This window comes from Modestobacter caceresii (genome assembly GCF_000761485.1).
GTDB lineage: Bacteria > Actinomycetota > Actinomycetes > Mycobacteriales > Geodermatophilaceae > Modestobacter > Modestobacter caceresii.
Genome location: NZ_JPMX01000077.1, coordinates 1 through 11,757 on the forward strand (window position 1 = coordinate 1; position 11,757 = coordinate 11,757).

At 75.4% G+C, this 11,757-nt stretch carries 11 protein-coding genes and 1 pseudogene; 7 read left to right on the forward strand and 5 right to left on the reverse strand.

Going from position 1 to position 11,757, the window contains the following annotated elements; genetic code table 11:
• Positions 1–51 precede the first annotated feature (51 nt).
• On the reverse strand, positions 52–1,200 hold the full coding sequence (locus IN07_RS25380; protein WP_156119238.1) for a lipid droplet-associated protein: 1,149 nt from the start codon (positions 1,198–1,200) through the stop codon (positions 52–54).
• Between the two features lie 155 nt (positions 1,201–1,355).
• Here IN07_RS25380 and IN07_RS16175 point away from each other — a divergent pair, with 155 nt between their 5' ends.
• Positions 1,356–2,327, forward strand: coding sequence for a 4-hydroxy-3-methylbut-2-enyl diphosphate reductase (locus IN07_RS16175; protein ID WP_036337370.1), 972 nt, complete (start codon positions 1,356–1,358; stop codon positions 2,325–2,327).
• A gap of 84 nt (positions 2,328–2,411) precedes the next feature.
• On the opposite strand, the gene IN07_RS16180 is transcribed toward IN07_RS16175, so the two are convergent.
• Positions 2,412–2,993: a DUF6542 domain-containing protein gene (locus IN07_RS16180; protein WP_036337372.1), complete on the reverse strand. Its 582-nt coding sequence runs from the start codon at positions 2,991–2,993 to the stop codon at positions 2,412–2,414.
• Positions 2,994–3,393: 400 nt separating this feature from the next.
• On the opposite strand from IN07_RS16180, the gene IN07_RS16185 reads away from it, so the two are divergent.
• Positions 3,394–4,389 carry a YihY/virulence factor BrkB family protein gene (locus IN07_RS16185; protein WP_036337374.1) on the forward strand — a complete coding sequence of 332 codons (996 nt, stop codon included), beginning with the start codon at positions 3,394–3,396 and terminating at the stop codon, positions 4,387–4,389.
• Between the two features lie 28 nt (positions 4,390–4,417).
• Here the strand turns inward: IN07_RS16185 and IN07_RS16190 are convergent, their stop codons facing one another.
• From IN07_RS16190 to IN07_RS16200, 3 genes are read right to left on the reverse strand one after another with little or no spacing between them, the layout of a single operon-like run.
• Entirely contained in the window at positions 4,418–5,488 is a 1,071-nt protein-coding gene (locus IN07_RS16190; RefSeq protein WP_036337375.1) for a DNA recombination protein RmuC, read from the reverse strand.
• Positions 5,489–5,545: 57 nt separating this feature from the next.
• Positions 5,546–6,079 carry a methylated-DNA--[protein]-cysteine S-methyltransferase gene (locus tag IN07_RS16195; protein WP_036337376.1) on the reverse strand — a complete coding sequence of 178 codons (534 nt, stop codon included), beginning with the start codon at positions 6,077–6,079 and terminating at the stop codon, positions 5,546–5,548.
• Entirely contained in the window at positions 6,076–7,578 is a 1,503-nt protein-coding gene (locus IN07_RS16200) for an Ada metal-binding domain-containing protein (protein WP_052091366.1), read from the reverse strand. The genes IN07_RS16195 and IN07_RS16200 overlap by 4 nt, the downstream gene beginning before the upstream one ends.
• Before the next feature lie 143 nt (positions 7,579–7,721).
• Between IN07_RS16200 and IN07_RS16205 the strand changes: the two genes are divergently transcribed.
• From IN07_RS16205 to IN07_RS26450, 5 genes and pseudogenes are all read left to right on the forward strand, one after another.
• Positions 7,722–8,624 carry an ABC transporter ATP-binding protein gene (locus tag IN07_RS16205; protein WP_052091367.1) on the forward strand — a complete coding sequence of 301 codons (903 nt, stop codon included), beginning with the start codon at positions 7,722–7,724 and terminating at the stop codon, positions 8,622–8,624.
• Complete coding sequence (locus IN07_RS16210; protein WP_036337378.1) at positions 8,621–9,445, forward strand: ABC transporter permease; 825 nt, start codon at positions 8,621–8,623, stop codon at positions 9,443–9,445. Before IN07_RS16205 ends, IN07_RS16210 begins: the two co-directional genes overlap by 4 nt.
• Complete coding sequence (locus IN07_RS16215) at positions 9,442–10,677, forward strand: sensor histidine kinase (RefSeq protein WP_036337379.1); 1,236 nt, start codon at positions 9,442–9,444, stop codon at positions 10,675–10,677. The genes IN07_RS16210 and IN07_RS16215 overlap by 4 nt, the downstream gene beginning before the upstream one ends.
• 82 nt (positions 10,678–10,759) lie before the next feature.
• Entirely contained in the window at positions 10,760–11,380 is a 621-nt protein-coding gene (locus IN07_RS16220; RefSeq protein ID WP_456237886.1) for a response regulator, read from the forward strand.
• Positions 11,381–11,513: 133 nt separating this feature from the next.
• Positions 11,514–11,757: pseudogene (locus IN07_RS26450) on the forward strand (endonuclease); the annotation flags it as partial.

An 11,757-nucleotide genomic window follows, 5' to 3' on the forward strand; every position in this document is an offset into this window, starting at 1 on the left:
GGCCGAAGACCTCGACTCCGACAAGTAGCCGATCAAATACCCAACACCCTCTCAGCCGCGGTCGGCGCTGAGCTTCTCCAGCCGGTTCTGCAGCAGCGTCACGTAGGGCGCGCGGGCGCGGGTGGCCCGCTCGTAGTCGAGCAGGTCGGCCACGGTCTCGGTCGGGTAGGCGCGCAGGTGCCCGCGCAACGCCGGGATGCTGAAGGAGTCGTAGCCCTCGACCGGGCTGACCGGTGCCCCGTCGGCGGCAGGCCCGGTCTCGTCGGCCGGCGTCTCGGAGGGGACCAGCGGGTCGCTGGCGGCGCTGTCGGTGACCGCGCTGCCGGGCGTGACGCTCTCCGCCGCCTCCGGCCCGCCGAGGTCGACCAGCTCCTCGGCCGCGTCGTCGAGCGCGGGGACGTCGGGCACTGCGTCGTCGACGATCCGGGTCTGCCCGGGCACCTGCTCGGGGGCGATGTCGTCCAGCGTCGACACCCCGGCCGCGAGGACCTCGGCGGGCGGGGTGCCGGGCACCGCGGGCTCGGCGACGAGCTCGTCCGCGACCGCCGCCTCGATCTCGGCCTCGTCCTCGGCGATGTCTGCCACGGTGTCGGCGGTGAGCTCCTCGAGCACCTCGTCCGGGACGGCGTCGGGCGCCTCCGCCGCCACCTCGTCGGCGACCTCGGCAGCCAGTTCGTCGACGACCGCGGTCACCGCGTCGGCCTCCGGGTCGTCCGGCAGCGCGGCCACCTCGGCCGGGGAGAGGTCGGCGACGGTGTCGTCGGAGCTGGCCGCCAGCACGGCCGCCACCTCGTCGGAGAGGTCGTCGGGGTCGGCCACCGGCAGGTCGGCGGCGGCGAGGTCGTCGGCCAGCGTGTCGGCGAGCTCCTCGGCCGTGGGGTCGTCGTCGAGGTCCACGACCCGGTCGAAGGCCGAGCCGCGCCCGGCGGAGGCAGGCCGAGGAGCGGGGGCCTCGTCCTCGTCGTCGTCGAACGTGGCCAGCCCCGGTCCGGCGTCGCCGCGCAGGCTGGTGAGCACCTCGTCGCCGCGGGCCACGAGCCCGGAGTAGTGCTGCTGCAGCTGCAGCGAGGCCTGCAGGGCCTGCCCGATCAGCCGGACCGGGAGCCCCGGCAACGTCGTGGGGAGCTTGCGTGCTTCGTCGAGCACGGTGGCGGCCAGTCCGGCTGCCGCGCGGACCACCTCGGGGATCTCTCGAGCCATGGGGCCCAGGGTGCCGCACGTGGCGATCACCGGCAGCCCGACCGCGTGCGCCGTCCCCCGTCCGGGCGCACTCCTGCCGCCCCAGCGTGTCCAGCCCCACCCGTTCCGGGCCGCAGTGGCCGGTCCCGTGCGGTGCGCGCACCTACAGTGGGGGCATGGCTGAACCGCGCGGACGCGTCCTGCTGGCCGACCCCCGGGGGTACTGCGCCGGCGTCGACCGGGCGGTCGTCGCCGTCGAACGCGCGCTGGAGATCCACGGCGCCCCGGTCTACGTCCGGAAGCAGATCGTGCACAACAAGCACGTCGTGGCGACCCTCGAGCGCCGCGGTGCGGTGTTCGTGGAGGAGACCGACGAGGTGCCCGAGGGCGCGGTCGTCGTCTTCAGTGCCCACGGCGTCTCCCCGGCGGTCAAGGCCGAGGCGGAGCAGCGGTCGCTGCGGACGATCGACGCCACCTGCCCCCTGGTGAGCAAGGTGCACATGGAGGCCAAGCGCTTCGCCAAGGACGACTACGACATCCTGCTGATCGGGCACCGCGGGCACGAAGAGGTCGAGGGCACGATGGGCGAGGCCCCGGCCAACACCCAGCTCGTCGACGGCGCCGAGGACATCGCCAACGTCCAGGTGCGCGACCCGGAGAAGGTCGTCTGGCTCTCCCAGACCACGCTGTCGGTCGACGAGACGCTGGCCACGGTCGACTCGTTGAAGACCCGGTTCCCCGGTCTGCAGAGCCCGCCCAGCGACGACATCTGCTACGCGACGCAGAACCGGCAGCAGGCGGTCAAGCAGATGGCCGCCGAGTGCGACCTCGTGCTGGTCGTCGGCTCCACCAACTCCTCGAACTCGGTCCGCCTGGTCGAGGTGGCGCTGGAGGCCGGGGCCCGGGACTCCCACCTGGTCGACTTCGCCTCCGAGGTCGACGAGGCCTGGCTGGACGGCGTCGGCACGGTCGGGGTCACCAGCGGCGCCTCCGTGCCGGAGATCCTGGTCAGCGAGGTGCTCGACTGGCTGGCGGCTCGCGGGTACGCCGACGTGGAGACGGTCAAGGCCGCAGAGGAGCGCCTGGTGTTCGCCCTGCCGCACGAGCTGAAGCCGCGTCGCGAGGCGCTGGCGGTCGAGACCGACTGACGGACCCGACCTGCCCCGACGCGGGGCGGGACGCGAGAGGGCCGGCACCCGTGGGGTGCCGGCCCTCTTGCGTGTCCGGGTGGATCAGCGGCGGGCGGCCAGCCGCCCGAGGGTGATCACCAGCGCGACGCCGGTGGCGAGGCCCATGGCCGGGAACCCGCGCACGAGCAGCGTCGCCAGCGTGGGGAGGTTCAGGCTGGCCGACGGCGCCAGGCCGATGTTCAGCAGGGCCACCGCCACGAACACCAGGGGCGGGGCGACCAGGACGCTCAGCAGGTCGCTCCGCCGGGTGACCAGGGCGGCCCCGATGGTCCCGGCGGTCAGTGCCACCAGCGTGATCATGCCGAGGCCGAGGCCGATGTAGGAGTCGGCCGCGGCGGCGACCAGGGTGACCAGGAAGACGCCGGCGATCGCGAGGGCGCCGCGGATCCCGGGGCTGTGGGCACGGGTGCCGTACGCAGAGGAGCCGCTCCGCCCTCTGTCGCGTGGTGCGGCGGAGGGTGCGGGGCGACGGAGATCGTCGGGGTGGCGGCCGCCGCGACCGGCAGCGCGCGGGTCGGTGGCACGACGTTCGGGGGCACGGCCGGGGGGTGCGCCACCGGCGGCCCGGGGCGACGGGTAGCCGCGGCCTGCGGCTCGGCCGGCGTCGCTGCGTTCTGCACGCACGGCGTCCTCCCGCCTGTCTCGAACTCGGGCATCGACAGTGACCGGAGCGATGGTGCACCTCCTCGTCGGCAGCGGAGGGCCGAGACCGCCCCACTGGTCGGGCCACGGTATCGGCCCTTCCTGAGTGAACGCTGGAGCCGGCCGGGAGTGGCGGGCCAGAACTCGCCGGTGTCGTCCCACCGAGCTGGCGCATTCTGGGCACGAGGACCCCACTCGCCCCACGCGCCCCCGAGGCCACCCGGCGGCTGATCCCGACGTGGCGGTTCGGTGACGATCCCGACACGCGGGCATGGACGGAGGACGGCGGGGGGAAGGACCACAGGCTGGCCTGCCCCGCAGCGTGGAGCCGGCGGTGCGGGCACCGCGTCCGTCCACGACCCCTCCAGGAGGACCTGCCCGCATGAGCTCGGTGAGCTTGGTCCCCGAGGTCGCCGCGCGGGACGAGGAGCGGCTGACCGCCCGCGCCGCGTGGGCGGTCCTGCGCAGCTGCCGGGTCAGCGACCTGTGGCGCGCATCGTGGGCCCGCTTCCGCTACGGCGACGGCTTCTCCCACGCCCGGGCGCTCGGGCTGCAGTTGTCACTGGCCGCGGTGCCGCTGCTGATCGCCGCGATCGGCCTGAGCAACCTGCTCAAGACGCCGTCGCTGCGGTTGCTGGTCGACCGGACGGTGCTGCAGCTCTCGCCCAGGTCCTCCGACGCGATGGTCCGGCGGGTGCTGTCGCCGTGGAGCGACCAGCCGGACGGGATCCCCCTCGCCACGGCCCTGGGGCTCGCCGCGGCGACGCTCGCGATGGCGACCGCCATGGGCCAGCTCGAGCGCGGGGCCAACCGCATCTACGGCATCCAGCGGGACCGGCCCACCGTCGAGAAGTACCGCCGCGCGCTGGTGCTGGCCGGCATCGCGGGGGTGCCGCTGCTGGTGGGGTCGGTGCTGGTGACCACGCTCGTGGCCGCAGCCGAGGCGATGGACGACGTGTACGGCATCGAGGAGGAGGTCGTCGTGCTGGTGGTCGGCCCGGTCGCCGTCGGGCTGCTGCTCACCGCGATCACCCTGATGCTGCGCCGGGCTCCCTACCGTCGCCAGCCCGGCTGGTCGTTGCTGGTGCTGGGGAGCACCCTGGCCCTGGCGCTGTGGACCGGGCTCACCCTGCTGCTGGCGGGGACACTGAACCTGATCAGCTACCTGGGCTCGGCCTACGGACCACTGACCGGCGTGATCGCCCTGCTCTTCTGGGCGCAGCTGACCTCGGGTGCGATCTTCCTGGCCTTCGCGGTGTCCGCCGAGCTGGAGCTGACGGCCATCCGGGTGGCGGAGGGCCGCCTCGCGCAGGCCGGTGCCGCGGCCCCCGATCGTCCGCTGCCGGGCGGATCGACGACCGCGGGCGCGGCCACCTGAGCGATCCAGGTCGAGCCCGGGCTCCGGGTCAGCCCGTGGTGCCGTCGCGCTCCTCGAACCCGGGGAGCTCCGGAGACGGCGGCCGCAATGCGCGGACCGTGCCCTCGACCGGTGCCGGGGTCGGCACCGGCGCGGCGGCGACGCCGAGGTCGTCGAACCGGCGGGTGGCCACCAGCACCGAGCGCTCGTAGGAGCCGACCGTCTCGTTGTACCGGGTCAGCGCCGACCCCAGGGCCGAGCCGAGCCGGGTCAGGTGCCCGGACAGGGTGCTCAACCGGGCGTGGACCGTGCGCCCGGCCTCGAGCACGGCGGCGGCGTCGTGGGCCAGCCGTTCCTGCCGCCAGGAGTAGGCGACCGTGCGCAGGAGGGCCAGCAGCGTGCTCGGGGTGGCGATGATGACGTCGCGGCCGAAGCCGTGCTCGAGCAGTGCCGGCTCCGCCTCCAGGGCCGTGGTGAGGAAGCCGTCGGCGGGGACGAACAGCACCGTGAAGGGCGCGGCGGTGCCGAAGGCGGTCGGGTAGCGGCGGGCGGCGAGGACGTCGATGTGGGCGCGCAGCTGCCGGGCGTGGTCGGCGACCCGCTGGGCGCGCACCGCCGGATCGGTGGCCTGCACCGCCTCGATGTACCCGGTGAACGGCACCTTGGCGTCGACGATCACCTGCCGGCCGTCGGCGAGGGTGACGATCAGGTCGGGGCGCACGCCGGCGCCCTGGTCGGTGGTGCCGGAGGGCTGTTCGACGAAGTCGCAGTGCTCCAGCAGGCCGGCCACCTCCACGACCCGGCGCAGCTGGAGCTCGCCCCAGCGCCCGCGCACGTGCGGGGTGCGCAGCGCCGTGACCAGGGCGGCGGTCTCCTGACGCAGCAGGGCCGAAGTCTGGCCGATGGTGCCCACCTGCTCGCGCAGCTCACCGTGTGCGGTGGCCCGGTCGCGCTCGATGCCGGCCAGCAGCCGGTGCAGGTGGTCCAGCGACTCGTGCACCGGTTCCAGGGCCCCCGGCGCCTCCCCGGCCCGCCCGCGGACGGCCACCACCCCGAGCGTGACGGCGGCGGCCAGGAGCGCACCGATGAGGAGCCCGACGAGCAGGGAGGCGGCGTCCATGCCGGTCAGGTTGCCGGACGGGTCCGACAGTTCCGGTGAACCGGCCGGGCGCGCCGGTCAGGCGGCGACGGGGGCGTGCTCGGCCTCGTGGTCCAGCAGCCAGCGCTTCACCGGCGTGCCCCAGCGGAAGCCGCCCAGACCGCCGCCGGTGGACAGCACCCGGTGGCAGGGGACGAACAGCGCTGCGGCGTTGCGCGCGCACGCCCCCGCCGCGGCCCGGACGGCCGACGGGCGGCCGCAGCGCTCGGCGAAGGAGGCGTAGGTGTCCGGCTGGCCCGCGGGCACGGTGCGCAGCACCTCCCAGGCGTCGGTGAGGAAGGGGCCCGAGCGCTGGCGCACCGGCACGGCGTCGATCGCGGTCACGTCCCCGGCGGTGAAGGCGGCGACGACGTCGAGCACCGGCAGCTCGTCGGCGTGCTCCACCCAGGTGGGCCGCAGTGAGCGGTGCACGACGGGCAGCAGCTCGCCGACGTCGTCGGTCCAGCCGCTGGCCAGCACGACGTCCGTGCCGTCGGGGTCGGTGGTGACCAGCACGGTGAACGGTCCGGGCGGGGTCGCCACGCAGGCGTAGCGGGCAGGGGCGGTGGTCATGACGGGCTCCGATCGGGAGTGGTGCCGCGGGTGAACAGGGACGGGACGGCTAGCGCCCACAGGTGCATCACGGCGTAGGAGCGCCACGGCCGCCAGCGGGCCGCGGCGTCGGCGTCGGAGCTGCCGAGCGCGGCGAGACTGCGCCGCAGCGCCAGGTCGCCGGGGAGCCAGACGTCGGGGTCGGCCAGCCCGCGCAGTCCGACGAGGGCCGCCGTCCACGGGCCGATGCCGGGCAGGGCCAGCAGCTGGCGGCGGGCCTCGTCGCGGTCGGCGCCGGGGTCGAGGGGGACGCTGCCGGTGGCCAGCGCTGCGGCCAGGGTGTGCACCGTGCGCCGGCGGGCCCCGGTCAGCCCGACCTCGGACAGATCGGCGTCGACCAGGGCGTCGGCGCGGGGGAAGGCGTGGGTGAGGGTGCCGACCGGCTCGGTCAGCGGCCGGCCCGCCGCGGTGACCACGCGGGCGGTGAGCGTCCGGGCGCCGGCCACCGAGACCTGCTGGCCGAGCACCGCGCGGACCGCCAGCTCCTCGGCGTCGGGGGCGGCCGGGACCCGCCGTCCCGGGGCACCGGTCACCAGCGGGGCGAGCGCCGGGTCGGCGCCGAGCAGCGCGTCGACGGCGGCCGGGTCGGCGTCCAGGTCCAGCAGCCGCCGGCACCGGGAGACGGCCACACCGAGGTCCCGCAGCGCGGTCAGCCGCAGCCGGGCCAGCACCGCCGGCCCGCCGTCCGGGGCGGGGGAGAGCCGGACGACGGCGGGGCCGTGCGGGAGGTCCAGCACCCGGGAGAACGTCGTCCCGTCCCACTCCTCCAGGCCCGGGGTGGCGTGCGCGCCGAGGAAGAGCAGCACCTCGTCGGCGGCGAACGGCGCGCGGGCGGCCAGCCGCAGGGTCAGCCAGCCGGGGGCGCCGCCGTCGCTGCGCGGGGTGGCCGGGCGGAGCGCGGAGGGCGTCGTCCCGAAGACCGACCGCACCGTGTCGTTGAACTGCCGGATGCTGGCGAAGCCGGCCGCGAACGCGACGTCGGCCATGGGCAGCAGGGTGGTCTCGATCAGCAGCCGGGCGGTCTGGGCGCGCTGCGCGCGGGCCAGCGCCAGCGGGCCGACCCCCAGCTCGGTGGTGAGCAGCCGGTGCAGCTGACGCTCGGAGTAGCCCAGTCGCGCCGCCAGCCCGCCGACACCGCCGCGCTCGACCTCGCCGTCGGCGATCAGCCGCATCGCCCGGGCGACGACGTCGGCGCGCACGTCCCACTCCGGCGACCCGGGGACGGCGTCCGGGCGGCAGCGGCGGCAGGCGCGGAAGCCGGCCGCCTGGGCCGAGGCCGCGGTGGTGTGGAAGGAGACGTTGTGCTCCAGCGGCGTGCGCGCCGGGCAGGACGGGCGGCAGTAGATGCCGGTCGTGTGCACCGCGGTGACGAACCACCCGTCGAAGCGGGGGTCGCGGCTGGTGACGGCGCGGTAGCAGTGCTCCACGTCGAGCCGTCCCCGTTCCAGCACCTCGGTCACGACACGAGCATGGCACCGTCCTGCCCGGTCGACTGGCGGCTTTCGGACACGGCGGTGAGGGCCTCCGCCGTCCACCGATCGGTGGACGGGCGACCCACGCTCCGGTGGTCCCGGCGGGCCCGGCGCGGCGACAGGCTCAGGGCATGACGACGACGGAGGCAGCGCCCCTGCCGACCACGACCGGCGGGCTCGCCCCGGCCGTCGAGGTCCGCGGGCTGCGGAAGAGCTACGGGGGGAAGGCCGTCCTCGACGGACTGGACCTCGAGGTGCGGCGCGGGGAGTGCTTCGCGCTGCTCGGGCCCAACGGCGCGGGCAAGACCACGACGATCGAGGTGCTCGAGGGCGTGCGGCGGCGCGACGCCGGCGAGGTCGCGGTGCTGGGGGAGGACCCGGCCACCGCGGGTCGTGCCTGGCGGGCCCGGATCGGGGTGGTGAGCCAGGGCGAGGGCGCCGGCCAGGCGCTGAGCGTGCGGGAGACCCTCGACCACTTCGCCCGGTACACCTCGACGCCGCGGCCCACCGACGAACTGCTCGCGGCCGTCGGTCTGAAGGAGAAGGCCGACACCCGGGTGGGTCGCCTCTCCGGCGGCCAGCGCCGCCGGCTCGCCGTCGCCCTCGGGGTGCAGGGCCGGCCCGAGCTGGTCTTCCTCGACGAACCGACGACCGGGATGGACCCGGTGGCCCGCCGGCAGTTCTGGCAGCTCGTGCGTGACCTGCGGGCCGGTGGGACGACGGTCCTGCTGACCACCCACTACCTCGACGAGGCCGCCGAGCTCGCCGACCGGGTCGGGGTGATCGCCGGCGGTCGGCTGGTCGAGGTCGCCCCGCCGGCCGAGCTCGGCGCCGCGCTGCGCCGGGAGGCCACGGTCCGCTGGCGGGACGACGGCGGCTGGCGCGCCGTGCCCACCGAGACGCCGGCCGCCGTCCTGCGCGACCTGCTCGCCGCCCACCCGCACGCGGAGGTCCTTGGCCTCACCGTCACCCGCCCCGACCTGGAGGACGTCTACCTCCAGTTGGTCGCCACCCCTGGAGGAGAGCCCCGATGACCGTCTCGACCGCTGCTCGCCCGGCACCGCCGTCGACCGCCCGCATCGCGCTGGCCCGGGTCGGCGTGGAGCTGCGGCTGTTCGCCCGCGAGCGCCAGCAGGTGGTGTTCTCCTTCGCCTACCCGGTCGTGATGATGGTCGTCTTCGGCTCGGTGCTCGGCGGTGACGTGCTGCCCGGCGGGGTGCCGTTCCCGCAGTACTTCCTGGCCGGGATCGCGGCCACCGGCATCATGCTGACCAGCTTCCAGGCGGTCGGGACGGCGATCGCCGCCGAGCGCGAGGCCGGCCAGCTGGAGCGGCTGCAGCTGCTGGGCACGCCGCCGGCGGCCTACTTCGCCGGCAAGGCCGGGCAGGTGCTGGTGACGACCGCGGCGCAGCTGGCGCTGCTGCTGCCGGTGGCCCGCTACGGCTACGACGTACCGCTGCCGGTCGACCTGGGGCACTGGCTGACGTTCCTCTGGGTCGCCGCGCTCGGCGCGCTGGCCGGCACGGTGCTCGGCATCGCGGTCTCGGCGCTGCCGGGCAGCGCGAGCTCGCTGACCACCTCGATCTCGGCGTTCGCGATCGTGCTGCAGTTCTTCTCCGGCGTGTTCTTCGCCTTCCCCGAGCTGCCGGGCTGGATGCAGCAGGTCGCGGCGGTCTTCCCGCTGAGGTGGCTGACCCAGGGGATGCGCTCGGCGTTCCTGCCCGAGCAGGCGGGCGCGTTCGAGGTCGCCGGCGGATGGGAGCACGGGATGACCGCCCTGGTGCTGGTGGCATGGGTGATCATCGGCGTCATGGTGTGCGTGCGCACGTTCCGCTGGCGCCGGGCCGACGGATGACCGTCGGCTCCCGGCTCCGGTCCGCCGTCGTCCCCCCGCCCGGTGGGGACGACGGCGGACCGCCGCTGTCCGAGCGGGGGTGGCGGGTCACCGTGCTGGTGCTGCACGTCGCCTTCGGGCTGTTCGTCTCACTGGCGGTCCTGGACACGCTGCTGAGCGCCGTCGGCTCCCGGGCGGTGCTGCTCAGCGCTCTCGGTGTGCTGGTCATGGCCTATGCGACGCTCGGCGCGCCCGCCGTCACCAGCCGGGACCAGCGCCGGGCCACGGCCTACCTGGCGGTGCTCGTCGGGGTGGTCGGGGTGCTGGCCTGGGAGTTCCCCGAGCTGCTCTTCCTGATGTTCCTGGCGTTCCCGCAGGTGTGGTTCCTTGCCGAGTCGGTCCAGGTGGGGCTGCTGTGGACCGGCGCGCTGACGGTCGCGGCCACCCTGGGCCCGCTGGTCCACTGGCGGGAGGGCACCGAGCCGATGTCCGGGCCGGGGCAGACCCTGGTGGGCGCGGCGTTCAGCGTGGCGATGGGTCTGTGGGTCACCCGGGTGCTGGAGCAGAGCCGCGAGCGGGCGCTGCTGATCCGGGAGCTGGAGGCGACCCGCGCCGAGCTGGCCGCCGCGCACCGCGAGCAGGGCGTCGCGGCGGAACGGGAGCGCTGGGCCCGGGAGGTGCACGACACCCTCGCGCAGGGCTACACGAGCATCGTCGTCCTGGCCCAGACCGCGGCGGCCCAGCTGCCCGGCGACCCGGGTGCGGCCGCGGAGCGGGTTGCGCTGATCGAGGAGGTCGCCCGGGAGAACCTGGCCGAGGCCCGGGCGATGGTCGCCGCCTTCGCGCCGGTGGCGCTGGACTCCTCGACGTTGCGGGAGGCGCTGGAACGGCTCGCCGAGCGGTTCGGCCGGGAGACCGGCCTGCCCACCCGGCTGGACACTGCTGCGCTGGCGGACGACGTCGGCCTGACCCCGGCGGAGGAGATCGTGCTGCTGCGGGGAGCGCAGGAGGCGCTGGCCAACGTCCGGCGGCACGCCGCGGCCAGCGCGGTGGTGCTGCGGATCGGGGTGGGGGAGGCGGGGCAGGTGTCGGTGCACGTCTCCGACGACGGGGTGGGCTTCGACCCGGAGGCTGCGGCCGGGGTCGGGTTGGCCGGGCTGCGGGACCGGGCCGAGCAGGTGGGCGGCGCGGTCGACGTCGTCTCGGCGCCGGGGGAGGGCACCCGGGTGACGGTGCAGGTGCCGGCGCGATGACCACCGCGGAGGCGCGGGTCGAGCGCGCACCCGGTGGCGCGCCGGCGACCGGGACGGAGCGAGGGTGATCAGGATCCTGGTGGTGGACGACCACCCTGTCGTGCGCGGCGGGCTGGTCGGCTGGCTGGCCGCCCAGCCGGACCTGGAGGTCGTGGGGGAGGCCGGCGACGGGCTGGCCGCGCTGGCGGCGGTCGCCGAGCACTCACCGGACGTCGTCCTGATGGACCTGCGGATGCCCCGGATGGACGGCGTGACGGCCACCGGCCGGATCGCCGCCGCGCACCCGGGTGTGCGGGTGCTGGTGCTGACCACCTACGACACCGACGCCGACATCGTGCGCGCGGTCGAGGCCGGGGCGACCGGCTACCTGCTCAAGGACACCCCGCTGCCGCAGCTGGCCGACGCGGTGCGGGCGGCGGCCCGTGGGGAGACGGTGCTGGCGCCGCCGGTCGCGGCCCGGCTGGTCTCGCGGATGCGGGCACCGGCGGTCGAGACGCCAACGGCCCGGGAGCTGCAGGTGCTGTCCGGGGTGGCGCGCGGGCTGACCAACGCCGACATCGGCCGGGAGCTGTTCATCGGTGAGGCGACGGTGAAGACGCACCTGCTGCGGGTGTTCGCCAAGCTCGGGGTCGACGACCGCACCCGGGCGGTCCTGGTCGCGGTCGAACGCGGCCTGCTGCCGGGACCCGGCTCGGCCGGGTGACGGGGTTCCCCCTTGGTCCGTCAAGGGGCTGCGCACATCTGTGGACAAGCTCCTGACCAGCATGTTTGCGTTGTGCGGACGCCTCTGAGGCGATATCATTCGTACACACGTTCGAATGATGGGGGGAGGTGTCGTGAGCGAGTTGCACTCAGCTCTGGACGCCCTCGCGTCGGACGATCTGCACTCGCTCACGGACGGGCAGGTGCTGGACCGGACGGCGTTCCTGGTGCACCTGGTCAACCGTGCGTCGGCGGAGTTGACCCGCACGGTTCGGCGTGCGGACGTCATGCAGGCGGCGGAGCACGACGGGTTGAAGTCGATGCGGTCGTGGCTGATCGGGCACGCGCGGCTGTCGCAGGCGGAGGCGTCGCGGATCG

Coding starts and splice junctions, on each gene's coding strand:
- IN07_RS25380 (WP_156119238.1), bottom strand. CDS start 1,200: ATGGCTCGAGAGATCCCCGAGGTGGTCCGCGCGGCAGCCGGACTGGCC.
- IN07_RS16175 (WP_036337370.1), top strand. CDS start 1,356: ATGGCTGAACCGCGCGGACGCGTCCTGCTGGCCGACCCCCGGGGGTAC.
- IN07_RS16185 (WP_036337374.1), top strand. CDS start 3,394: ATGAGCTCGGTGAGCTTGGTCCCCGAGGTCGCCGCGCGGGACGAGGAG.
- IN07_RS16190 (WP_036337375.1), bottom strand. CDS start 5,488: ATGGACGCCGCCTCCCTGCTCGTCGGGCTCCTCATCGGTGCGCTCCTG.
- IN07_RS16195 (WP_036337376.1), bottom strand. CDS start 6,079: ATGACCACCGCCCCTGCCCGCTACGCCTGCGTGGCGACCCCGCCCGGA.
- IN07_RS16205 (WP_052091367.1), top strand. CDS start 7,722: ATGACGACGACGGAGGCAGCGCCCCTGCCGACCACGACCGGCGGGCTC.
- IN07_RS16210 (WP_036337378.1), top strand. CDS start 8,621: ATGACCGTCTCGACCGCTGCTCGCCCGGCACCGCCGTCGACCGCCCGC.
- IN07_RS16215 (WP_036337379.1), top strand. CDS start 9,442: ATGACCGTCGGCTCCCGGCTCCGGTCCGCCGTCGTCCCCCCGCCCGGT.